This is a genomic window from Gordonia sp. NPDC058843 (assembly GCF_042743165.1).
Classification (GTDB): domain Bacteria; phylum Actinomycetota; class Actinomycetes; order Mycobacteriales; family Mycobacteriaceae; genus Gordonia.
Window position 1 is genome coordinate 43842 of record NZ_JBHYNC010000026.1, and the last position, 22970, is coordinate 66811.

Below are 22970 nucleotides of genomic sequence, written 5' to 3' on the forward strand. Positions count from 1 at the left end.
GTCTATGGGTAATGGCCTCCTGACGTGGGCATACTCTCACGCCCCGATGATTGTGAACCCGCGCAATTGATCAGTCACGCCGCGACGCCGGTTTGGAAACAAACCACCCACAGGATCTGACCCAACAGATCGAACCCCAGTGGGAGGGATCGGGTGACCATTCAGACAAGCCGAGTCGACACACGGCTCGCATTGACAACAGCAGACGGTGGTTCCGGCACGACCGGCACACCGGTGTCGCGCGGCCATGCCGTCACGGCGCGAGTGGCCGAATGGGCGTGGATCGGCCGCGCCGCATCCCGGGCGATCGTCAACTTCCTCATCTTCGTGGTGGCGGCGTTCTTCCTGGTGCAGCTGATTCCCGGTGACCCCTTGGTCTCAGCATCCGGTGGCCGCCTCACCGGGGCGGCCCTCGAGCAGGCCCGAGAAGAATACGGACTCAACGGTTCTCTCGTCTCACAGTTCTGGTCCTATCTGTCGTCGTTGTTCAGCCTCGACCTGGGCAGCTCGATCGCGACCGGTCGCCCGGTCGCCGAGGACATGGCCACCCGCGTACCGGCAACGCTCGAACTCATCGGCACCGGCCTGTTCTTCGCATGTCTGATCAGCCTGCCGATGTCGTACCTGATCGTGACGCATCCGACCAACCGGTTCGCCAGAGTGCTTCGCTCCTACGCGAGTTCGGCCGGCGCGATTCCCGAGTACGTGGTCGGTATCCTCTTCCTGTTCGTGTTCTTCGCGACCCTGGCGTGGGTTCCCGCGCCGTCGGGCCGACTCGATCCGATCCTCATGCCTCCGGCGGAGGTGACCGGCTTCCCGATCCTCGACGCCCTGATCGCCGGTGACACTGCGGCCGCCAACTCGTACATCTCCCACCTCATCCTTCCGGTCTCCGTGATGGTGGTCTCACACACCGCGATCCTGCTCAAGTCGCTCGTACTCGGACTCGACACGGAGATCGACGACCCGGCAACTCGTTTCCGCATCGCGTCGGGTGCACCCCGACGAGTGGTGGTCCTGAGCATCTACCGGCGCGCACTCCCGTCCGCGGTCGCGATGCTCGGCATGATCTTCGGTCTGTTGCTCGGCGGGGCAGTGGTTCTCGAATCACTGTTCGGTCTCGGCGGACTCGGGCAGTATGCCGTCGACGCGGTGCGCGCGTCCGACGTCTACGCACTCAGGTCCTTCCTGGTCGTCATCGCGGCCCTGTGCCTGATCGTCTACTTCCTCACCGAGGTGGCCACCGGCCTCCTCGACTCCCGCCGCCGGGACTCCCGAGATCAGGAGATCTGACATGGTCATGGCACCCCTCACCGAGACCGCAACCCACTCGGACACATCGACCGAGGTCGAACAGCCCACGCAGACAGCGGGCCGAACCGGTGCACGGTTGCGCGAGTACGCGCCGCTGATCCCGTTCGCGATCGTGTTGCTGCTGGCCGTCTTCGGTCCGTTGCTGGCGCCACAGTCGGCGACGATGGTCGTCGGGACGCCCTCGACAGCGCCCGCGGCGGAACACTGGTTCGGCACGGACTCGAACGGTTTCGATGTCGCTTCGCGAACCCTCACCGCGTTTCGGCTGGACGTGCTCATCGCGATCGGGGTCACCGTGCTGGCGACCGGAGTGGGGATCGCGATCGGAACACTCGCCGGGATGTACGGCGCGCGCGGTGGAGTCCTCGGAGCGGCAGCCGCGACGCTGGGCCGCACCATCGACCTCGTGCAGGCGATGCCGGTGATGATCGGTGGCCTGGTGATCGTGTCGTTCTTCGGTCGCAATTCCGTGGTGATAGCGCTGGCGCTCGCACTCGTCATGATGCCGTTCCAGGGCCGCCTAATGCGATCGGAGGTGTTGCGCACGCGCAGTGACGGATTCGTCGCCGCCGCCCGTATGAGCGGCGAGTCCGAGTCGCGCATCCTCCTGCGCCATGTCATTCCGAACGCGTGCGCGCCGGTCCTCGAGAACGCCTCGGCGATCTTCGGTATGGCGATCATCTTCTGCGCCGGGCTCGGCTTCCTCGGCGTCGGAATCCCGGTCCCCGCCGCCGAGTGGGGAAACATGCTCGCCGACGGTGCCGCCGATGCCGCCGTCGGACGCTGGTGGCCGGCGCTGTTCCCTGTTCTCGCCCTGGCGTTCTCGGTGTGGGCCGCAGCCAAGGTGACCAGCTTCGTGTCGCGACGCCGGCGTACGTGACACAACCCGGACCAGACCGGTTCCTCCCCGACCCGACCCCCCATTCAGAAACGGAGCACCCGATTCCATGAGACGTCTATCCACCCTGGTGAGCGGTACCGCGCTCGCCGTCGCCGCGGCACTGACGATCAGCGCCTGTGGTGGCGGCTCGTCGTCGGAGTCGGCCACCGGCGGCGTGGTCATCGTGACCGCCGCGCAGCCGCCGAGCTTCAGCTACGAGACGAGCGCGACAGGCTACGAGTCCGCCGAGTTCTTCCTCAACACCGGTGCCACCCTCATCCGCAATCCGTACGTGTCCGGGACCGACGGCCTTGCCGCCCATCAGGAACTGTTCGAGTTCGAACCGGTCCTCGCCCGCAGCTACGACGTCAGCTCCGACGGCCTGGTCTACACCTTCCACCTGAACACCGATGCCCGGAGCGCCGCGGGCAACCCCCTCGACGCCGACGACGTGATCTTCTCCATGAAGCGCAAGTTCGGAGTCGAGACGAGCATCGTCGGCTTCGTCAGTGCGCCGGTCATCACCTCGCCGGAGCAGGTGCGGAAGGTCGACGACGCCACCGTGACCATCTCCATCGACGAGCCGTCGTACGGCTTCACCCTGTTGTCCCTGCTGTCCAACGCGCCCTATAGCATCTACGATTCCGAGGTTCTCGAGGCCAACGCCACGCCTGACGACCCGTACGGTGTCGAGTACTCGAAGACCAACGCCGACTTCGGGTTCGGAGCGTACAAGCTGGTCAGCTACACGCCGGGACAGCAGATGGTCTACGAAGCGAACCCGGGGTACGCGCTCGGCGAGCCCGGGGTCAAACGAGTCGTCCAGCGCGTGGTCGCCGACGCCGGCCAGCGATCGAATCTCGTTCGGAGTGGGGATGCGTCGATCGCGACGCAGCTCCGCCCGGCCGACCAGGTCGCGCTCCGCGACGCGAACGCCGCGCAGATCTTCACGGTTCCGAGCAATGCCTACGTCTACGTCCCGCTGACCACCTCGATGGCACCGTTCGACAATGTGGAAGTCCGCCGCGCGTTCTCGTACGCGGTTCCCTACGAGGCGATCATGAAAGACGTCTACAAGGGCCGACTGGGACCGATCTCGTCGATCCTGAACGACACCCTGCCGGATTACAACGATTCCGGACTCCGGAGCAACACCACCGATCCGCAACGAGCACAGCAGATCTTGCGCGACGCCGGGATCACGACCCCGGTGGCCTTCGAGCTCACCGTCAACAATGCGGTACCGGACCTCAAGGAAGCCGCTGTCCAAATCCAGACCGCCGCGCGTGCGGCCGGGTTCGACATCACGATCAACGAGGTCAACTCGGCGGTGTTCCAGGAGGGGCTCGCCAACAAGAGTTTCCAGGCATCGATGGGCCGTGACTATGCGGTTGTCCAGTCGCCGCCCTACGTCCTGTCCCTGTTCTACACGCCGGGTTCGCCGATCAACTGGCCGGACTTCGACTATGCGCCGATGAACACCGCGGTGGCCGAGGGCAACGCGGCGGGTGATCCACTGGGCGCGCCTGCGTGGACCAGATGGAATGAGGCCGAACGCGTTCTGCAAGAACAGATGCCCACCGTCTACATCGGATATGTACAGCCTCTGAATGCGTTCGCCAACGGCGTCGAAGGCTACGCGTTCCGCACCGACAGCGTGATCGACTACTCGGAGTTGCGGCCATGACAGTTCCGGTGCTGGAAGTCGTCGACCTGACCATTCGTTACGGCGGGGTGGAAAAGGTCCATCCCACGTCGTTCACCGTCGGCGCAGCCGAGCGCGTCGCCATCGTCGGCGAATCGGGGTCGGGCAAGTCGAGTGTCGCCAACGCTCTCGGCGGGTTCATCCCGCCTGGCGTCGGCGAGGTGTCGGCGACGACACTGTCGCTGACGGGGCGTGCACTCCTCGACGAGGGCCCGCGGCGGATTCCGTCTCGTAGGCAGGGGATCTCGATGATCTTCCAGGATGCGATGAGCTCGCTCGACCCGATCTGGTCGGTCGGGAGCCAGCTCACGGCGATCTTGCCGAAGTCGGAGTACAAGTCCCGCTCGGCACGCACCGCCGCTGCGGCGGAGCGCTTGGCGCAGGTCGGGATCGTCGATCCGCGACGCGTGCTGTCGGCGCTGCCGGGACAACTGTCCGGAGGCATGCGACAGCGTGTGATGATGGCGATCGCGCTTGCGTCCGCACCCGAGCTCCTGATCGCCGACGAGCCGACGAGTGCGCTCGACGCATCACTCGCGGTCTCGGTGATGGAGCTGATGACCGGACTGACCATCGACAGCGGCGCGTCTCTGGTGTTCATCACCCACGACATCGCGCTGGCGCGCCGCTTCGCCGACAAGATCCTGGTCATGCGCGGCGGCGACATCGTCGAGACCGTGGCCGCCCGCGACCTCGAGCACGCAGCACATCCCTACACCCGTGGGCTTCTGGAGTGCATGCCGACGCTGAGTTCTGCTCAGCTGGAGACACTTCCGACGCTGGACACGGTGATGGTCGAGGAGAACGCCGCGTGAGCACCATCATCGAGGTATCCGATGTGCACAAGCGTTACGGCCGCGGTGTGACTGCACTGGACGGTGTGACCACCACCTTCGAGGCGGGTAGAGCGACTGGGATCGTCGGTGAGAGTGGTTCCGGCAAATCGACTCTCGGCGCACTGATCGTCGGACTTTCGCAACCGACGTCGGGCAAGGTGTTCGTAGACGGCCGCGATCTGTCGCGGCTGCTCGAGCGGCGACCGGGCCGGTTGGAGTACCGGCGCAAGGTGCAGCTCGTGGCACAGGACACCACCACCACGTTCGATCCGCGCCGGCGAGTACGCGAAGCCATTCGACGCCCCGCCCAGGTGCTCGGCGGACTCGACGCCGCTGCGGCCGACGCCGCGGTCGAGGACATCGTCGGCGAACTGGGGATCGCCCCCGATCTCGTCGACAGGTATCCCCACCAGTTGTCGGGAGGCCAGCGACAGCGCCTGTCGATCGCTCGGGCGCTCGTCGTGCATCCCGACATCCTGGTGTGCGACGAGGCGGTCAGTGCACTCGATGTGTCGGCGCAAGCGGTTGTGCTGAACCTGTTGAAGAGCTACGTGCGGACCCACTCTCTCGGGCTGGTGTTCATCTCGCACGGGTTGCCCGCCACCGCGTTCATCACCGACGACCTACTGGTCATGAACGCCGGGAAGGTCGTCGAGTCCGGGGAGACCGCGGCGATCCTGAACCGGCCGTCGAATGCCTACACACAGTCCCTCGTCGGGGCCTACCGGGCGATGGAGGCCGCTGCCTGACCTCCGACGTTCGCTCTGCCCCACAACCGATATACGACAAAGGAGATCGAATATGTTCCATCTGGGTTGGTTCCTCGGCGACGGCTTCGGCATCCATCCGTGGAGTCCGACGAACGGTGACGGTCCGTGGACCGGCACCAACGCCACGGACTGGATGAAGCCGGGGATCTACGTTGACATGGCCACGAGTCTGGAACGCGCCGGCTTCGACTACATCCTCATCGAGGACACCTCGATGGTCGAGGACTCCTACAACCAGTCCTCCGAGACCTCGTTGCGGCGGGGGTTCATGGCGCCGAAGAACGATCCGTTGCCGCTTGTGCCGCTGATGACCCAGGCCACCAAGCACATCGGCGTCGTGCCGACGGTCTCGACGATCCAGTATCCGCCGTTCCTCGCGGCTCGGGCCTTCACGACGCTCGACCATCTCACCGAGGGACGCGTGGGGATGAATGTGGTCACCAGCGTCACCGACCGGGTGGCGCAGAACTTCGGCTACGAGCGGCATCTGGAGCACGATGAGCGCTACGACATGGCGATGGAATGGATCGACGTCGTGAAGGCGCTACAGAATTCGTGGGAGGACGGCGCCGTCGTCGCCGACCCCGTTGCCGGTGTGTACGCCGACCACACCAAGGTGAATCCGATTGAGTTCGTAGGCAAGTACTTCAAGTGCCGGGGGCCGCTCAACACCATCCCCGGGCCGCAACGCACTGTCCCGGTGTGCTCGGCCGGCAGTTCGGAGATGGGCCGGACCCTCGCCGCGCGCTACGACGACACGCAGATCGCCATCGTCAAGGACGGGGCTGCCGCCAAGAAGTATCGCGAGGACATGCGGGCGCGGATCACGGCGGCCGGACGCGACCCCGACAGTGTGAAGTTCCTCTTCATCGCGACGCCGACGATCGCCGCGACCGACGAGGAGGCCCGCGCCCACCATGAACAGGCGCTCGCGGCGCGGTCGTCGGACAAAGCGATCGAATACAACCTGTGGAACATGTCGTACACATCAGGCGGGCGTATCGACTTCGGGGCCATCCACCCCGACACCCCGGTCGGCGAGATCGATCTGTCGCGGCAGAACGGCGAATACACCTCGATCAAGGAGCTGTTCGAAGGGCACGAGGACAGGACCCTCCGCGAGGTCGTGTCGAAGAGTTTCCAGATCAAGAACATGGGCCTCGTCGGGTCGCCGGCCACTGTCGCAGCCAAGATGGGGGAGATCATGGAGGAGGCGGGGGGCGACGGGTTCCTGTTCTACCTCCCGACCACTCGTATGAACCTCGCGATGATCTCCGATGGTCTCGCGCCCGAGCTCCGCCGACGCGGACTCATCCGTGAGGAGTACACCGGCTCGACCCTGAAGGAGAACCTCACCGCATTCTGACCAGATATCACCCCGGCAGGCCGCTCCGCGCATCGCGCGAGGCGGCCTGTCGTGCGTGGAGATATCACCGATGCCGGACGGTACCAGCCCGTCGTCGCCGATCTGATGACGTGGGTTGTCAGACTTGATAGCCTGTCGCCACGAGCTCGCCGCTCGGCAGGCCCCGCATCGGGGCCGCGACGGTGACCCTGGTGCGAGATCGTGAACAGCGCAGCGCCGACACCGATTTGGGTGAAACGGACATCGGCCGACGGGGTCGGCAATATCCTGCACCTGTAGCACGGCTGGTGACGAGGGTGACCAGAAATGCGTCGAGCGCGCAGCCGAACCCGGAGAGAGTGACGAACGCGGCCCAGCCGCGAAAGGTGGGGTGGACATGGTCTCGGTGCCCGGTGCAGTCGGCACAGTGGTCGAATCGGCGCAGGACGCGTTCGGCGCTTTCAAGGTGTTGAGGCGGTCGGGGCTGGTCGATCCGACGCGACCCAAGGAACTGCTGACCACGGTCAAGCGGGCCAAGATCATCGGGCCGTGTGGTGCCGCGGTGGCCCACGGGGCCGACGAGTACCCCGAGGCCGGCGCCGTCGCCGACGAGCACGGTGAGCTGACCTTCGGTGAACTGAACGCACACGCGAACGCACTCGCCAATTTCCTGCTGTCCTCGGGGATCAAGCCGGGATCGGTCATCGGCGTCATCGCCCGGGATCATCGCGGGCTGCTGACCACGATGAGCGCGGCGGGCAAGGCCGGATTCCGCCTGGCCATGATGAACACCGGCTTCGGAAAGACGCAGTTCGCCGAGGTGGCCGAACGCGAGAAGATCGTCGCGATGCTCTACGACGAGGAGTTCACCGACCTCGCCGACACCCTGCCCGCCGACACCCTGCGCATCGTCACATGGATCGATGGCAACCGCCCGGTCGGCGACGGTGTCCGGACCCTCGACGACATCGTCGGCAGCGGCGACTCGTCCACCCCGCCCGAGCCGGCCGAGTGGGGCGGACTCGTCATCCTCACCAGCGGCACGACCGGCCTGCCCAAGGGTGCCCAGCGATCGAAGATGTCTCCTTTCGCCAGTGCCCTTCTCCTGGACCGTATTCCGCTGCCGCAGCGCAGTTCCATGGTGATCGTCTCGCCGATCTTCCACTCGACCGGCTTCGCGCTCTGGGGCGTGGGAACCGCCCTGGGTAACAAGACCGTGGTGATGCGCCGGTTCGACGCCGAGAAGACCCTCGCCGCGCTCTCCGAACACAAGGCGGAAGTATTGGTCGCGGTCCCGACCATGTTGCACCGCATGGTCGCTCTCGGACCCGATGTCATCGGCAAGTACGACCTCTCCTCGCTGAAGATCATCGTGCTCGCGGGTTCCGCGCTGTCGCCGACACTTTCCGAATCCATTCAGGACACCTTCGGTGATGTGCTCTACAACCTCTACGGTTCAACCGAAGTCGCGATCGCCACGGTCGCCCAGCCCGGAGAGTTGCGTCTGGCGCCGGGCACGGTGGGCCGTCCGCCGGTCACCAGCAGGCTTGCGCTCTTCGACGCCGACGGCAAGCGAATCTCCGGGACCAACGTGCGCGGAAGGCTCTTCGTGCGCAACGGCGCACCGTTCGAGGGGTACACCGACGGTCGCAACAAGGAGATCATCGACGGCTACATGTCGACCGGCGACATGGCCCGGTTCGACGAGCACGGACTCCTCCACATCGACGGTCGCGACGACGACATGATCGTGTCCGGCGGCGAGAATGTCTACCCGCTCGAGGTGGAGAACCTCCTCGGTCGGCATCCCGACATCGACGACGTCGCCGTCATCGGCGTCGACGACGACGAGTACGGAAAACGGTTGCGCGCCTTCATTGTTGTCGCAGAGAACGCCAATCCGACGCCGGAGGACATCAAGGCGCACGTCAAGGGTCACCTCGCCCGGTACAAGGTTCCGCGTGACGTCGTCTTCGTCGATGACCTCCCGCGCAACCCCACCGGCAAGCTTGTCCGCCGCCATCTCCCGACCGGGCCGCTCTGACCCCTTCGAGACTCGCTTCGCTCGCACCTCAGGGAGCGGGGGAGGGTTCGCTCGCACCTCAGTGTCAGCGGCCTGGCGGCCGTCGTGGACCACGGAAGAACTCCGCTCCCTGAGGAGCGAGCTGGCGAGCGTCACGAAGGTTTCGCAACCTCGGTCGCCAGGACCCTTCGTGACGCGCCCTCCACAAGCTCCGGGCGCTCCTCAGGGAGCGGAAGGGTGGTCGCTATCGCTCCTCGCTCCTCAGTATCTGCGGCCTGGCGGCCGTCGTGGACCACGAAAGAACACTCGTGAGTGTCCGAAATCCATGCTCCCTGAGGTGCGAGCGAAGCGAGCCACGAAGGGTCTCGCAACGTGTCTCACCAGGCCCTTCGAGGCTCGTCGCTTGCGCTCCTCGCACCTCAGGGACCAGGGGTTATGCGGTTCTTTCGGATTAGGGAGCGGGGGAGGGTTCGCTCGCACGTCAGGGAGCAGGGGGCTCGCTCGCACCTCAGGGGGTGCACAGCGGCGCTAGCTGCAGTCGCTTGCGCTATTTCCAACTAGCGCAGATCACTTCGAGATAGCGCTTCTGTGGCGGCGACTGCTTCGCGGTTTCTGTCAGGCGGTGTCCGTGTTGAGTGCGCGCACGACGAGATGTAGTGCGGCAGTGGTGGTCAGGGACCGGACGCGCTCGCGGTCACCGGGGAACTTGCGCGTGACGGTGAGGGTGGTCCGGCCGCGCAGTGCCACACCGAAGCAGACGGTCCCGACCGGTTTGGCCTCGGTGCCGCCGTCCGGGCCGGCGACGCCGGTGGTCGACACCGCGACATCGGTGCCGAATCGAGCCAGCGCACCCTCGGCCATCGCGGCGGCGACCTCCTCGCTGACGGCACCATGCGTGTCGATCAGCTCCGCCGGTACGCCGAGCAGGTCGGATTTGGCGTCGTTGGAGTACGAGACGATCCCACCCATCACGTAGGCCGACGAGCCGGGCCGGTCGGTCAGTCGCGCCGCGACGAGTCCGCCGGTGCACGACTCGGCGGTCGAGATGAGCTTGCCGTGCAGCGCAGCGACCAGCTGGTCGTCGATGGTGGAACCATCGGTCGAGAAGATCTGTCGCCCATGATGTTCGACGAGTAGATCGAGCAGGGCGTCGTAGGCCGGGGTGTCGGAGGCGGCGAATCGGGTCACCATGTCGAGTTCGCCTCGCCGCAGGCAGGTGGTGATCTCGAGTTTCCCGAAGGCGGGAATCGCGGTCTCTGCCGATCGCAGCGTCTCGGCGAGTTCCGCCTCGAGAAGGCCATAGGCGCGAATGGTGGCCTGGCGCAGGTCGTCGGCGCGCGACAAGACGTCGGCGACGGCCGCCGTGGCGATCGCGGTCGGCCACATCGCCTGTAGCTCACCGGGGGGACCGGGTAGGACGACGATGGTCGGCACGCCGGCGGCCGCGGGAATGACGACACCCGGCGCGGTGCCGGTGGGTGGCACCGGAGCAGCTCCCACCGGTACGAGGGCCTGCTTGCGGATCCCGGCCCTCGTCGGACCCGAGTCGACGTCGAATCCGACCCCGCGCCAGCGCTGGATGATCGCGGCGATGTGCTCCTCGAGTCCGGGCTCGAGGAGCAGCTCGCGGCCGCAGAAGGCGGCGACGGTGGCGACCGTCAGATCGTCGGCGGTGGGACCGAGCCCGCCGCTGGTGACGATGAGATCCACATTCTGGTCGGCAAGAAACCGCAGCTGCGCGGTGAGGTCCGCGGGCCGGTCGCCACAGATCGTGATGTGGGCGACGTCCACCCCGAGTTCGAGGAGTTCCTCGGACAGCCAGGGCCCGTTCTGGTCGGCGATCCGGCCGGTCAGGACCTCGGTTCCGGTGACCACGATGCCTGCGCGCACACTCACGGCATCGAGCCTAGTGGTTCCGACGCAGAACGCGCCCTCCGGAGAGGGCGCGTTCCACCGGGTGCGGCAGGATCAGGCCTTCTCGGCCTTGGCCTTCTCCTGTGCGGACGACCGGGCGGGATTGGCCTGGTCGTCGGCCTTCGGGTCGGACTCGTCCTTTTTCTCGGTCACCCCGGACTTGATCCGGGCGCCGATGTCGGGGTCGACGCGGTGCCAGTACTCGAAGGCCCGCTGCAAGATGGGTTCGGAGACGCCGTTGAGGAGGTGCCCGACGACGTTGTCCACGAAGCGTTCACGTTGTTCGTCGTCGAAGACCTCACGGACCAGTGTGCCCGCCTGGCCCCAGTCGTCGTCCTCGGGGTGATCGACGTACGCGCTGCGGAGGATCTCCCCGTTCGCCGCCCACTGCGGCTCGCCTTGCCCGGGATAGAGCGCGGACGGTCCGCCCTTCGAGTTCGGGGCGTACACCGGATCGGGGACGTTGTGGATCCGCATCGCGCCGTCCTTGCTGTACGAGTGGACCTCGTTGATGGGCGCGTTCACCGGGATCTGCTTGTAGTTGCCGCCGATCCGGTGGCGGTGGGCATCGGCATAGGAGAACACGCGTGCGAGCAGCATGCGGTCGGGGCTGAAGCCGATTCCCGGCACCACGTTGTTGGGCTCGAAAGCCGCCTGCTCGATCTGCGTGTGATGGTCCACCGGGTTGGTGTGCAGGGTCATCTTGCCGACCTCGATCAGCGGGTAGTCGCCATGCGGCCACACCTTGGTCAGGTCGAACGGGTTGAACCGGTAGCTCACCGCGTCGTCGAACGGCATGAGCTGCACCTTGAGCGTCCAGCTCGGGTGGTTGCCGGCGGCGATGTTCTCGAACAGGTCCCGAGTGTGGAAGTCGGTGTCGGCGGCAGCCAACTGGTCGGCTTCGTGCTGGGTGAGATGCTCGACGCCCTGGTCGGACTTGAAATGGTACTTCACCCAATGCTTCACGCCTTCGGCGTTCACCCACAGATAGGTGTGAGAGGTGTAACCGTTCATGTGCCGCCAGGTCTTGGGGATGCCCCGATCACCCATGAGCCAGGTGACCTGGTGGGCGGACTCCGGGGAGAGTGTCCAGAAGTCCCACTGCATGTCGTGATCGCGAAGGTTGTTGTCCTGCCTGCGCTTCTGCGAGCGGATGAAGTGCTGGAACTTCATCGGGTCCTTGACGAAGAAGACCGGCGTGTTGTTGCCGACCATGTCGTAGATGCCTTCGGACGTATAGAATTTCAGCGCGAAGCCGCGCGGGTCGCGCCACGTGTCGGGGCTGCCCCGCTCGCCTGCGACCGTCGAGAATCGGGCCACCATCTCGGTTTTCACGCCGGGCTGAAACAGTGCCGCACAGGTGTAAGCCGAAATGTCTTGTGTGGTCTCGAATGTGCCGAAGGCGCCGCTGCCCTTGGCATGTGGCTGGCGCTCGGGGATGCGCTCGCGGTTGAACTGCGCCATCTGCTCGATCAGGTAGTGATCGTGCAGGACGATCGGGCCGCCGGCGCCGACGGTCAGGGAGTGTTCGTCACTCCCCGCGGGTGCTCCCGAATCCCGGGTGGTGAACAGTGAATCGTCGGACATATCGCCTCCGAGAGGTCGTCGTATCCGTGCATGAACAATCGGACCCGAGGGCTGCAGGTCCGCTCCGACGATCCTACGCCGACGGGGTCGGCGGGACGTCGATCCCGAATTCCCGCAACACCGCCACGGTGTGCTGCCCGAGTGCCGGCACAGGCCCCATCGCCAGTTCCACGTCGTCGAAGGTCAGGGGCGGCAGAAGTGCTCGGACCGGCCCGACCTCGGTGTCCACCTCGCGCCAGCGGTCCCGTTCGCTCAACTGGGGATGGGCCACGACGCCCTCGAGGTCGCGGATCTCGGCTGCGGGTATGCCCGCAGCCGCCAGGCGCCGATCCAGCTCGTCGGTGGTGAAACGCTTGGTCTCCGCACTGATCACGGCGTCGACCTCGGCTCGCCGGGAGACTCGGTCGATGTTGGTGCGGTAGCGGGGGTCATCGGCGAGATCGGGGCGATCGAGCGCGACGCGGGTGAGGGTGTCCCACCCGCGGTCGTTCTGGACGCCGATCAGGATGTCGCCGTCCTGGGTCGGGTATCTGTCGTAGGGCACGATGGCCGCATGTCCGAGCCCCGCGCGGGCGATCTGCCGGTCACCGTAGAGGCGCATGTACATCGGATGGCCCATCCACTCGACCGTCGCGTCGAACATCGCCACCGAGACCCGCGCGCCGACACCGGTGGTGGCGCGTCGCAGCAGTGCCGACAGCACGGAGGTCAGTGCGTACATGCCGGCCGCGATGTCCGAGGACGGGATGCCGGTCTTCGACATCTCGTCGGGGGTTCCGGTCACCGAGATGAGTCCGGCCTCCGCCTGCACCAGCATGTCGTAGGCCTTGCGGTCGCGATAGGGTCCCGCGTCGCCGTATCCGGACATGTCGACGACCACGAGTTCCGGGTGGTCCGCGCGCAGGTCGTCGGCGGCCAGACCGAGCCGGGCCGCCGCGCCGGGAGCGAGATTCTGGACGAAGACGTCTGCCCCCGCGATGAGGGTTCGGATGGCGTTGCGTCCGGACTCGCTCTTGAGATCGAGCGCGACCGATTCCTTGCCACGGTTGAGCCACACGAAGTGTGTCGCGACGCCACCGCGCACCGCCGCGTCGTACTGCCGCGCGAAGTCGCCGTCACCGACCCGTTCCACCTTGATGACGCGAGCGCCGAGGTCGGCGAGGTGCCGGGTCGCCAGCGGTGCCGCGACAGCTTGCTCGAGCGCCACCACGGTGATGCCCTCGAGTGGCAGCAGTCCTTCGTCCTGATTCACCGGCCAAGAATCGCCGACGCCGTGACGCCCGTCAACGAGCACCCTCGCGGGCCTCGGGGTCGTTGGTGGCCTCGGTGAGACGGTGCAGCAGGTGGGTGAGCGCCCGGATGTCGTCGGGGTCCCATTGGGCCAGTCGTGCGCGCCAATCGTTGACCGCCGAGGCGAGCACCGCATCGATGCGTTCGCGACCGTGATCGGTGAGGGTGACCACGCGGGCGCGAGCATCGCGCGGATCAGGGTGTCGCTCGGCGAGTCCGAGTCGCACGATCGCGTCGATCTGCCGGGTCACCGTCGACTTCTCCATACCGACGGCGGTGACCAGATCCGACATGGGCATGGGATGGTGCCGGGCCAGCACGGTGATCAGGGGATAGCACGAGGGGTCGAGCCGCGGATCGATGGCGCGTGCCCTCAGTCGGGTGCGGACCCGGCCGCGTCGCCAGAAGTCGGTGAGTTCGGCCTCGAGACCGCTGACGGGATCGAGACCGGCGGGATCCGGACCGGTGGGGTCCAGACCGGTGGGGTCGTCGGCCGACGCGGTCATCTCCGAACCCATGCCGGTCAGGGTACCCAGCGGATGTGGGGGAGGCGACGTTGGATTACCACCGCACGTGGTGCACGATCGAGAGGTGACCACCGCACAGCGCACCGAGCCGAATGTCTGGGAGTACGTGAAGTACGCCTACTGGGCGCGTCTGCCGGAGTCGATGCTCGGCTGGGTGACCAACGATCTGGCCGGCCCGGGTGCGTCGGTGCGCATGGTGGTCCGGTGGGCGGTGCCGTGCGTCATCGTGCTGATCCCGATGCTGTTCGTCCCCGCCGACTGGGGTGTCCGGATCACGATGACCATGCCGATTCTGCTGGCGTACCTCTTCTTCTCGATCGCGTTGAACCGCGTCTACCGCCGCCACCGGCTGGTCCAGCACGGACTCGACCCCGACCTGGTCAACAAGCTCGAACGGGAGAAGAACTCCGACCTCTACGACGAGTACCACCGGAAGTACCGCGGTGAGCGCAGGCGACCGGGCGCGTCCGGTTAGCCGAACCGCCGGGTCGGCGTTCAGTACAGATAGTCCTCGCCGCTGGCCCGCACGGTCACGTCGGACAGGCTGATCCCCCACGGCTGGTCGATGACGTGAACGACCGCCCGCGCGAGATCCTCCGGAGTGATGAGCCAGTACTTCACCGAGTCGACGTCGGTGAGTTCGGCGGGCAGAGTCCCCTGCATCAATTCGCTGATGTGCTCGCGATACGACGCGGCGCGCTGCCCGACGATGCCGCGGATCGCACGGTCGTTGACGATCCAGCTCGCCAGGTTCGTGCCCGCGACGCCGGTGGGTTTGACCGTCGTGACCTTGATCTTGCCCTTCGCCTCGATACGCAAGGAGTCCGACAGCATCGTCACCGCGGCCTTGGTCGCGCTGTAGACACCGGAGCCCTCGAAGCCGCCGTTGCCGTAGATCGACGCGATGTTGACCACTTGACCCCGGCCCTGCGCGATCATCTGGTCGTACACGGCCGAGATGCCGTTCACGACACCCTTGACGTTGATGTCGATGGCCTTGTGCCACTTCTCCCATGCCCGCTCGTGGTCGGCGAAGAACGCCAGCGGCATCACCCCGGCGTTGTTGACGATCACGTCGATCGCGCCGAAACGTTCGACGGCCAGCGCCGCGGCAGCCCTCATCTGCTCCATGTCGGTGACATCGGCGACATGGGCGACAGCCGACCCGCCGGCGGCGGCGATGCCGTCGACGACCCCGGCGAGTCCGTCGGAATCGATGTCGACGCCGACGACGTGGGCGCCCTGCGCCGCGCACATCTCGGCAATGACCTTGCCGAAACCTCCTCCGGCGCCGGTGATGATGATGGTCTTGCCCTGCAGATGATCAGACATGGAACTCCCCGGCCGCGACAGATGGTCGCGTCATCGTAGCAACGCTCGGCGATGCCGCCCGTCGGGCGAATCCGTTCGTCTCCCTCGCTCGTCGGGCATCCGCACGGCGGATGCCGATCTGCTCCTCGCGAGAGCGGCTCCGCCGCAACCGCGTCCGCGTATCGGCCTCTCACCGATCGCGGCTCCATCCACGCCCGCCGACGATTCAGTCACATGACTGAGGGCTTGTCAAGGGTTGCGTCGGGAATGGCGCCGATCACGCCTGGTGGCCGGAGTAGCGCTTGACACATCGGCGCTCATGGCAAATCCTGTGTCCCGACGGCCACGCCCCGGCACGTCCTCCGCGGAGTCCTCGACCCGTGCCCGGTTCCACCCGCCTCTCACGATCGCCGAATCACGAAGCGTCGAGCGTCTTCTCGCGCACCGATGACAGGAGAACCATGACTGGGGCGTTGCCGACGAGACGCGCATTCCTCCGAGCCGCGGCGGTCGCCGCGGCGGGAACGGCGACCGCTGTCGCCTCCGGCGCCGGTACGGCGTCGGCCGACCCGTCGCGCCGAATCCGACGGACACGCGAAGAACATCGCGTGGTGATCGTCGGGTCCGGATTCGGTGGCGGCGTCGCGGCGCTTCGCCTCGCGCAGGCCGGCGTGCCGGTCTTGATGCTCGAGCGGGGCCGACGGTGGGCGACGGGTCCGAACTCGGAAACCTTCCCGCGTGCGTCCAGTCCGGACAAGCGGATGCTGTGGCACGAGTCGACCCCGAACCTGTTCGGAAAGCCGTTGAGCGTCGAACCGTATGTGGGACTGTTCGAGTCGGTCGCCGGCGCCAACATGACCGCGCTCTGCCCGGCGGGCCTCGGGGGTGGCTCCCTTGTCTACCAGGGCATGACACTGCAGCCGAGCGAGGCGGTGTTCAACGAGCATTTCCCCAACGCGCTCGACTGGCAGCTGATGAACCGGGTGCACTATCCGCGGGTGGCGCGGATGCTCAAGGTTGCGGTGGCGCCCGACTCGGTCGTGCGCTCGCGCCAGTATCTGGCCCCACGGCAGTTCGCGAAACGAGTTCGGGCCGAGGGTCTTCCGCTGCAGAAGATTCCGATGCCGATCGACTGGGAGTATGCCGCAGCCGAGTTGCGTGGCGAGATGAAGCCCGCGTACACCAATGGCGACGGGGCCATCGGCGTGAACAACGGTGGCAAGCACAGTGTCGACGTCACCTACATCCGTGAGGCCGAGGCGACCGGGCTCGTGCAGGTCCGCACGCTGCACACCGTCCGGCAGGTCGCCCGGCGCCCCGACGGCAGGTGGTCGGTCGAGGTCGAACGCACCGACGAGTCCGGAAACGTGTTGGAGCACAAGCAGTTGATCACGCGTTCCCTCATCATGGCGGCGGGCAGCGTGAACACCACCAAGCTGCTGGTGAAAGCGCGAGCGACGGGCACCGTGCCCGATCTGCCCGACGAACTCGGCCACGGATGGGGCACCAACGCCGACCGGATCTACACCTGGACCAGCCCGAGCATCGACTTCGGGGCGGTACAGGGTGGGCCGGTCGTGTTCGGCAGTCCCAACTGGAGTGACCCGAAGAGTGCGTTCACCATCATTCAGGCGTCCCTCCCGCCACTGCCCGTGTACGTCGGCACGACGATGATGGTCGGCTTCGGGGTGAGCTCGGGTCGCGGTGTCATCACCTACGACTCGACGATCGGGGATTCGCTGATTCGCTGGCCACACGAGGGGGATTCGGAGATCCAGACCAAGCACATCGACCGAACGGTGCGGCGGATCGCCGGACCCGATGCGATTCTCACCGACACCAACGCGGTGTTCCCGTCGACCTGGCACGCACTCGGCGGCGCCAACATGGGCACGGTCTGCGACCTCGAGGGGCGGGTCGAGGGTCAGCGCGGCCTCTATGTGATCGACGGCGCCCTCATGCCGGGCAACACCGCGGCGTGCAATCCGTCGATGACCATAGCCGCGGTGGCCGAGCGGGCGCTCGACCGAATCGTCGCCGACGACGTGGGCACGGTCATCTGAACCGTCCGGTGAGGACAGGGGCGGGACAAGCCCGGCGGGTCACGGGGGAGTGACCGGGGCGAGCCACATCCCGGTGAGGGCGTCGACGACGAGATCGCGCTGGTGCGGCCAGGTGACGGGGTCGAATCGGCCTGCCTCGGCGGCGCGCTCGATGTCTGCCAGCGCGTTGACGATGACGTGGCGGGTCAGATTGTTGCGCACCTCGAGCACGTCATCGGGCACGGTGGGTAGGATTCCGTAGAACCGGTCGAGGATCGTCATGAGGACTTCTGATCTCGCGGTCTCCTCGTAGAGCAGGACGGTCGCGGACGGGTCACTCGACACCTGGGCGAAGAACCGGGCGAAGTAGCTCGGCGCACCGAGCTGCGCGAGATACTCGACCTCGGGCCCGACGAGGCATCGGAGCCAGTCGCTGACCCCCGGGTCTGCGCCGACGTCCGTCAGACACTTCCGGCGGAGGCGCTCGATGGGGACGTTGTGGGAGGTCAGTGCGGCTCGGAGAAGGTCGTCCTTGGAACCGAAGTGGTGGCCGACCGCATAATTGTTGCCCTGCCCGGCTGCCTTGCTGATCTGGCGGCTCGACACCGCCGCCACGCCGTTGAGGGCGATCAGCCTCTCGGCCGACCCGATCAGCAGCGCGCGAGTGCGGGCAGACTGCTCCGTCTTGCCTTCGCTCATGAGTAGATGATGCCCCACCGACGCCGGTCGAGACGGCGGGATGCGGCCCCCGGGGGCTCGGGAACCAGACATAGCGGACAACTCCGCACGGAGCCGTATCGGCACGACGCGCGACCGACCTCCGGCTACGCGGGAAGTCCCTGCGCGAGTGGACACCCGGACCTAAGGTGAATCGACGAATGCCCGGATGATCCACTGTCCGACCGACCATCGGTCGCAGGACCCGACTGTTGGGAGGGACCCGATGGCGACTGCGCCTCCGGCCACGGCGAACCTGCGGGAACTGACGCTGAGAGGCGCCATCCTCGGCGGCATCATCACGCTGGTCTTCACCGCGGCCAACGTCTATCTCGGACTCAAGGTCGGCCTCACCTTTGCCACCGCGATCCCGGCAGCCGTCATCTCGATGAGCATCCTGCGGTACTTCGCCAACCACTCGGTGGTGGAGAACAACATCGTCCAGACCATCGCGTCGGCGGCCGGGACGCTGTCGGCGATCATCTTCGTCATCCCCGGCCTGGTCATCATCGGGTGGTGGACGGGCTTTCCGTACTGGATCACGGTGGCGGTGTGCGCGATCGGCGGAATTCTCGGCGTCATGTATTCCATTCCGCTACGTCGCGCGCTGGTCACCGGCTCCGACCTGCCGTATCCCGAAGGCGTTGCGGCAGCCGAGGTCCTGAAGGTCGGGGATTCCGCAGGCGGTGCCGCGGAGAACAAGGCGGGCCTGCGCACGATCGTCATCGGCTCGGTAGCGTCGGCCGCCTTCGCGCTGATCACGAAGTTGAAGGTGCTCAGCGACTCGATCTCCACGACGATCAAGATCGGCTCGGGCGGAACGCTGTTCAGTGCTGGACTGTCGATGTCGCTGATCGGTATCGGTCATCTCGTCGGGGTGACGGTGGGCATCGCCATGCTCGTCGGGGTGGTGATCTCCTACGTCGTATTGCTTCCCATCGAGAGCCAGGGGCAGACGGCCGGCGAGGATCTCGGCGATGCGATCAGTTCGATCTTCGCCAACGACGTGCGGCTCATCGGCGCCGGGGCGATCGCGATCGCGGCCATCTGGACCCTGATCAAGGTCATCGGTCCGATCGTGCGTGGCATCAAGGCCGCCATGGTCTCGTCACGATCGCGCCGCGAGGGGGTCACGGTCGACATCACCGAGCGGGACATGCCGATCAACATCGTCGGCGGCAGCATCCTCGTTCTGCTGATCCCGATCGGTGTCCTGTTGTGGGACTTCGTCCACGACACGGTGCTGGAGGGCAGCGCCACCGGGATCATCGCGGTCAGCATCGTCTTCGTGTTCGTCATCGGGTTGGCGGTCGCGTCGGTGTGCGGCTACATGGCGGGCCTCATCGGGTCGTCGAACAGCCCGATCTCCGGCGTCGGCATCCTGGTGGTCCTCATCGCCGCGCTGCTCATCAAGCTGACCTTCGGGCCCGCGGACGCCTCGCAGACCGACGCGCTCATCGCCTACACCCTGTTCACCGCGGCGGTCGTCTTCGGTGTCGCGACCATCTCCAACGACAACCTGCAGGACCTCAAGACCGGTCAGCTCGTCGGGGCGACGCCGTGGAAACAGCAGGTGGCCCTCATCATCGGCGTGCTCTTCGGATCTGCTGTCATCCCACCCATCCTGCAGCTGATGTACGAGGCCTTCGGGTTCGTCGGCGCTCCGGGAGCCACCGAGGACGCGCTCGCGGCACCGCAGGCCGGCCTGCTGACCACCCTGGCTCAGGGGGTGCTGGGGGCGGACCTCAACTGGGGACTCATCGGCATCGGGGCGCTGATCGGCACGGTTGTGATCGTGATCGACGAAATCTTGAGCCGCGCAGGACGATTCCGGCTCCCACCGCTGGCCGTCGGCATGGGAATGTATCTGCCGATGTCGGTGGTCCTGGTCATCCCGATCGGCGCTTTCATCGGCCACTACTACAACCGATGGGCCGAACGCAGCGGCGGCGCAGTGGAACACAAGAAGCGGATGGGCGTCCTGCTCGCCACCGGCTTGATCGTGGGTGAGGCGCTCTTCGGTGTCGTCTTCGCCGGGATCGTGGCGGCCACCGGTGACGACTCGGCACTGGCGATCGTCGGTGACGGGTTCGAGACGTGGGCCCAGATCCTCGGCGTCATCGTCTTCGCCGCGACCGTCGCCTTCCTCTACGACCGCGTCCGCAAGATCGCGACCGCGAGCGGGTCCGAGTCGCCGACCACCGCCGGTGTCGAGAAGGACTGAGGGATGGGCGAGGAGTCACTGGCGCGCGCGATCGACGACTTCACCTCGGGCGCGGAGCATCTGACGCACTTGGTCGACCTGATCGCCGACGATCGCTGGGACGGTCCGGGTCTCGGCGACTGGTCGCTGCGATCGTTGGTCGGACATGCGAGCCGATCGCTGACCACCGTCGTCAGCTATCTCGCCCAACCCGGGTCCGGGATCGACTTGGAGTCGACCGCAGCGTATTTCGCATCGATTCGTGGCTACGGTGATCCCGCCTCGGTGCGGCAGCGGGGAGTGGACGCCGGGCTGGCACTGGGTGAGGACCCCCGAGCCGGTGTGGTGGAGCGTCGAGCGGAGGTGATCGAGGTCTTGGTCGGGATGACAGATCGGCCCGTGCAGACACCATTCGGCGGCATCATGCTGTCCGACTATCTTCCGACCCGAACCTTCGAACTCGCGGTGCACGGACTCGACATCTCGCGCGCGATCGGGTCGGATCTCCCACTGCCACCGCCGGTACTGGCCTCGGCGCTGTCGACGGCAGCGGCAACAGCGGCTCTCACCGGTCAGGGCGAGCAGGTGCTGCTCACCCTGACCGGCCGGGAGAGCGCACCGATCTCCATCGTGTGAGACGCCTCGACAGACCAGCGGTACGCGGGAGGGTCAGTGCGCGACGCCGGTGTGGGCGAATTCGGCGACGATCGTGGCGTTGAACGCCGCCAGGTCGTCGGGCTTGCGGCTCGTGATCAGCACGTTGTCTCCGTCTCGGCACGTCACGACCTCCTCGTCGACCCAGGTGCCGCCGGCGTTGATCACGTCGGTGCGCACACTCGGGAACGACGTGAGCGTTCGCCCGCGAACCACGTCGGCCTCGATCAGCGTCCACGGCGCGTGGCAAATGGCCGCGACCGGTTTGCCCGCCTCGAAGAATGCGCGCACGAAGCGAACGGCGGGTATGGAGGCGCGCAGGAAGTCCGGGTTGGCGACGCCGCCGGGCAGGACGAGTGCGTCGAAATCCATGACACGGGCGTCCTCGAGGGTGACGTCGACCGGGAAGGTGTCGGCCCTGTCGAGGTGATCGAAGGCCTGGACGGTGCCGGAGTCGGTGGACACCAGGACGGGCTTGCCGCCGCATGCCTCGACCGATTTCCACGGTTCGGTGAGTTCGACCTGCTCCGCGCCCTCCTGGGCGACCAGGAATGCGACGGTGATGCCGTTGAGTTCTTCGGCCATGGCTCTCGTGTACCTCCTTGTGCGCGCCGCAAGCGGCAGCGGCGCCTCGTGAGGTCCGATACCCGCCGGTGCCGCGCACCAAACGGTCGCACCCCGCCCGGACCCGGCCCGGTCGGTGTGTGTTGAATGTCCCCGGACGATGACTGGGAGGTATCGGTGGGCGGTTTCGACGGCGTCGCGACGCTGGTTCATCTGGCACGCGGCGGAGAGATCGGCGAGTCCCACGAGACCCCGTACACGCTGATCGCAGACGGGCCGCATCGCACACTGCGCCGGTACGGCACCGACGACGAGGTGATCGCAGCCGTCGGCTCGGGGCATCGCCCGGTGCTGCTGATCCCACCACTCGCGGTGTCGACGGCGTGCTACGACCTCGCCGAGGGTCTGTCGGTGGTGCAGTTCCTGCTCTCGACCGGTCGGGTGCCGTACGTGCTCGACTTCGGCGACATGACCCGAGCCGACCGTCACCTGGGGTTCGCCGACTTCTTCGACGACATCGTTCCCGAGGCCGTCGCGGCGACCGTCGCTGACTTCCACGGCAACGCAGATCATCCTGAGAAAGAGAAGTCGCCGGATTCCGCGAAGGTCGATCTTCTCGCGTGGAGTATCGGCGGGACCATCAGCCTGTTGACCGCGGCGGCCGACCCGGAACTGCCGCTGGCCTCGGTGGTCGCGGTCGGAACCCCGCTCGACTACGCCAAGGTTCCGCCGTATCCGCTGGTGAAGGCTCTGATGCGGCCCGTCGGTACGACGCCGGTGAAGCTGGCGCTGCGGGCGCTCGGCGGAATTCCGGCCCCCCTGGTCCGCCTCGCCTACCGGGGGACCGCGTGGCAACGAGAGTTGAAGAAGCCGGGTTACATCCTGCGCAATGCCGACGACACCGAGGCGCTCGCACGGATGAAGGCCATCGACCGTTTCCAGGCGACGATGCCCGGCTACCCGGGTACGGTGTCCGAGCAGATGTGGGAGAACTTCATCATGCGCGGCGAGCTCGCCGACGGTGTGCTCGACTTCGGTGGCCGCGTCGTCAACCTCGCCGACGTTGCTGTGCCGGTCGCGCTGTTCGGCAGTCACCGCGACGCAATCGTCAGCTGGGCAGCCGCCCATCACGGGGTGGAGCTCCTGTCCGGGTCGCCGCGCGTGGAGTTCACCACGGTGGAGACCAGTCATCTGGGACTGATCGCCGGGTCGGCCGCGGTCGAGCACACCTGGCCGCGGATCGACGAGTTCCTGACCTCGCTGGACGCACGCGTCCCGTAGATGAAAA

At 66.5% G+C, this 22970-nt stretch carries 19 protein-coding genes; 12 read left to right on the top strand and 7 right to left on the bottom strand.

Annotated features, from left to right (window positions below):
• Positions 1–153 precede the first annotated feature (153 nt).
• From ACFW3F_RS16795 to ACFW3F_RS16825, 7 genes are all read left to right on the top strand, one after another.
• The gene (locus ACFW3F_RS16795; RefSeq protein WP_388059289.1) at positions 154–1293 is read left to right on the top strand and encodes an ABC transporter permease; all 1140 of its coding nucleotides are present in this window, start codon (positions 154–156) and stop codon (positions 1291–1293) included.
• Between the two features lies 1 nt (position 1294).
• Positions 1295–2194, top strand: a complete 900-nt coding sequence (locus tag ACFW3F_RS16800; protein ID WP_388059291.1) for an ABC transporter permease — start codon at positions 1295–1297, stop codon at positions 2192–2194.
• Between the two features lie 67 nt (positions 2195–2261).
• Entirely contained in the window at positions 2262–3881 is a 1620-nt protein-coding gene (locus tag ACFW3F_RS16805) for an ABC transporter substrate-binding protein (RefSeq protein ID WP_388059293.1), read from the top strand.
• Positions 3878–4714, top strand: coding sequence for an ATP-binding cassette domain-containing protein (locus ACFW3F_RS16810; protein ID WP_388059295.1), 837 nt, complete (start codon positions 3878–3880; stop codon positions 4712–4714). Before ACFW3F_RS16805 ends, ACFW3F_RS16810 begins: the two co-directional genes overlap by 4 nt.
• Positions 4711–5484: an ABC transporter ATP-binding protein gene (locus tag ACFW3F_RS16815; protein WP_388059297.1), complete on the top strand. Its 774-nt coding sequence runs from the start codon at positions 4711–4713 to the stop codon at positions 5482–5484. The genes ACFW3F_RS16810 and ACFW3F_RS16815 overlap by 4 nt, the downstream gene beginning before the upstream one ends.
• A gap of 52 nt (positions 5485–5536) precedes the next feature.
• Positions 5537–6871, top strand: coding sequence for an NtaA/DmoA family FMN-dependent monooxygenase (locus ACFW3F_RS16820; RefSeq protein ID WP_388059299.1), 1335 nt, complete (start codon positions 5537–5539; stop codon positions 6869–6871).
• 376 nt (positions 6872–7247) lie between these two features.
• Positions 7248–8894 carry an acyl-CoA synthetase gene (locus ACFW3F_RS16825; protein ID WP_388059301.1) on the top strand — a complete coding sequence of 549 codons (1647 nt, stop codon included), beginning with the start codon at positions 7248–7250 and terminating at the stop codon, positions 8892–8894.
• A gap of 594 nt (positions 8895–9488) precedes the next feature.
• On the opposite strand, the gene ACFW3F_RS16830 is transcribed toward ACFW3F_RS16825, so the two are convergent.
• From ACFW3F_RS16830 to ACFW3F_RS16845, 4 genes are all read right to left on the bottom strand, one after another.
• Entirely contained in the window at positions 9489–10769 is a 1281-nt protein-coding gene (locus ACFW3F_RS16830; protein WP_388059303.1) for a competence/damage-inducible protein A, read from the bottom strand.
• A 72-nt stretch (positions 10770–10841) separates the two neighbouring features.
• The gene (locus ACFW3F_RS16835) at positions 10842–12374 is read right to left on the bottom strand and encodes a catalase (RefSeq protein ID WP_388059305.1); all 1533 of its coding nucleotides are present in this window, start codon (positions 12372–12374) and stop codon (positions 10842–10844) included.
• A gap of 73 nt (positions 12375–12447) precedes the next feature.
• Positions 12448–13626, bottom strand: a complete 1179-nt coding sequence (locus ACFW3F_RS16840; RefSeq protein ID WP_388059307.1) for a CaiB/BaiF CoA transferase family protein — start codon at positions 13624–13626, stop codon at positions 12448–12450.
• Between the two features lie 31 nt (positions 13627–13657).
• On the bottom strand, positions 13658–14182 hold the full coding sequence (locus ACFW3F_RS16845; protein WP_388059309.1) for a MarR family winged helix-turn-helix transcriptional regulator: 525 nt from the start codon (positions 14180–14182) through the stop codon (positions 13658–13660).
• A 55-nt stretch (positions 14183–14237) separates the two neighbouring features.
• On the opposite strand from ACFW3F_RS16845, the gene ACFW3F_RS16850 reads away from it, so the two are divergent.
• Entirely contained in the window at positions 14238–14666 is a 429-nt protein-coding gene (locus tag ACFW3F_RS16850; RefSeq protein ID WP_388059311.1) for a DUF5313 domain-containing protein, read from the top strand.
• Positions 14667–14686: 20 nt separating this feature from the next.
• On the opposite strand, the gene ACFW3F_RS16855 is transcribed toward ACFW3F_RS16850, so the two are convergent.
• Positions 14687–15523: an SDR family oxidoreductase gene (locus ACFW3F_RS16855; RefSeq protein WP_388059313.1), complete on the bottom strand. Its 837-nt coding sequence runs from the start codon at positions 15521–15523 to the stop codon at positions 14687–14689.
• Positions 15524–15963: 440 nt separating this feature from the next.
• On the opposite strand from ACFW3F_RS16855, the gene ACFW3F_RS16860 reads away from it, so the two are divergent.
• Positions 15964–17565 (top strand): GMC oxidoreductase, encoded by a 1602-nt coding sequence (locus ACFW3F_RS16860; protein ID WP_388059315.1) that lies wholly within the window; start codon positions 15964–15966, stop codon positions 17563–17565.
• Between the two features lie 39 nt (positions 17566–17604).
• Here ACFW3F_RS16860 and ACFW3F_RS16865 read toward each other — a convergent pair whose 3' ends face one another.
• Complete coding sequence (locus ACFW3F_RS16865; RefSeq protein WP_388059317.1) at positions 17605–18243, bottom strand: TetR/AcrR family transcriptional regulator; 639 nt, start codon at positions 18241–18243, stop codon at positions 17605–17607.
• A 244-nt stretch (positions 18244–18487) separates the two neighbouring features.
• Here ACFW3F_RS16865 and ACFW3F_RS16870 point away from each other — a divergent pair, with 244 nt between their 5' ends.
• Both ACFW3F_RS16870 and ACFW3F_RS16875 read left to right on the top strand, forming a co-directional pair.
• Positions 18488–20485 (top strand): OPT family oligopeptide transporter, encoded by a 1998-nt coding sequence (locus ACFW3F_RS16870; protein ID WP_388059319.1) that lies wholly within the window; start codon positions 18488–18490, stop codon positions 20483–20485.
• Between the two features lie 3 nt (positions 20486–20488).
• A complete protein-coding gene (locus ACFW3F_RS16875) occupies positions 20489–21100 on the top strand; it encodes a maleylpyruvate isomerase family mycothiol-dependent enzyme (RefSeq protein ID WP_388059321.1) in 612 nt (203 codons plus the stop codon).
• Between the two features lie 33 nt (positions 21101–21133).
• On the opposite strand, the gene ACFW3F_RS16880 is transcribed toward ACFW3F_RS16875, so the two are convergent.
• Positions 21134–21703: a type 1 glutamine amidotransferase domain-containing protein gene (locus ACFW3F_RS16880; protein WP_388059323.1), complete on the bottom strand. Its 570-nt coding sequence runs from the start codon at positions 21701–21703 to the stop codon at positions 21134–21136.
• Between the two features lie 156 nt (positions 21704–21859).
• On the opposite strand from ACFW3F_RS16880, the gene ACFW3F_RS16885 reads away from it, so the two are divergent.
• Positions 21860–22963: an alpha/beta hydrolase gene (locus ACFW3F_RS16885; RefSeq protein ID WP_388059347.1), complete on the top strand. Its 1104-nt coding sequence runs from the start codon at positions 21860–21862 to the stop codon at positions 22961–22963.
• Positions 22964–22970: the final 7 nt, after the last annotated feature.

What these genes read in the sequence shown, in the direction of transcription:
- ACFW3F_RS16845 (WP_388059309.1), bottom strand. Translation starts at nt 14,182, where the DNA reads ATGGGTTCGGAGATGACCGCGTCGGCCGACGACCCCACCGGTCTGGAC.
- ACFW3F_RS16870 (WP_388059319.1), top strand. Translation starts at nt 18,488, where the DNA reads ATGGCGACTGCGCCTCCGGCCACGGCGAACCTGCGGGAACTGACGCTG.
- ACFW3F_RS16810 (WP_388059295.1), top strand. Translation starts at nt 3,878, where the DNA reads ATGACAGTTCCGGTGCTGGAAGTCGTCGACCTGACCATTCGTTACGGC.
- ACFW3F_RS16805 (WP_388059293.1), top strand. Translation starts at nt 2,262, where the DNA reads ATGAGACGTCTATCCACCCTGGTGAGCGGTACCGCGCTCGCCGTCGCC.
- ACFW3F_RS16865 (WP_388059317.1), bottom strand. Translation starts at nt 18,243, where the DNA reads ATGAGCGAAGGCAAGACGGAGCAGTCTGCCCGCACTCGCGCGCTGCTG.
- ACFW3F_RS16820 (WP_388059299.1), top strand. Translation starts at nt 5,537, where the DNA reads ATGTTCCATCTGGGTTGGTTCCTCGGCGACGGCTTCGGCATCCATCCG.
- ACFW3F_RS16835 (WP_388059305.1), bottom strand. Translation starts at nt 12,374, where the DNA reads ATGTCCGACGATTCACTGTTCACCACCCGGGATTCGGGAGCACCCGCG.
- ACFW3F_RS16875 (WP_388059321.1), top strand. Translation starts at nt 20,489, where the DNA reads ATGGGCGAGGAGTCACTGGCGCGCGCGATCGACGACTTCACCTCGGGC.
- ACFW3F_RS16825 (WP_388059301.1), top strand. Translation starts at nt 7,248, where the DNA reads ATGGTCTCGGTGCCCGGTGCAGTCGGCACAGTGGTCGAATCGGCGCAG.
- ACFW3F_RS16860 (WP_388059315.1), top strand. Translation starts at nt 15,964, where the DNA reads ATGACTGGGGCGTTGCCGACGAGACGCGCATTCCTCCGAGCCGCGGCG.
- ACFW3F_RS16855 (WP_388059313.1), bottom strand. Translation starts at nt 15,523, where the DNA reads ATGTCTGATCATCTGCAGGGCAAGACCATCATCATCACCGGCGCCGGA.
- ACFW3F_RS16800 (WP_388059291.1), top strand. Translation starts at nt 1,295, where the DNA reads ATGGTCATGGCACCCCTCACCGAGACCGCAACCCACTCGGACACATCG.
- ACFW3F_RS16880 (WP_388059323.1), bottom strand. Translation starts at nt 21,703, where the DNA reads ATGGCCGAAGAACTCAACGGCATCACCGTCGCATTCCTGGTCGCCCAG.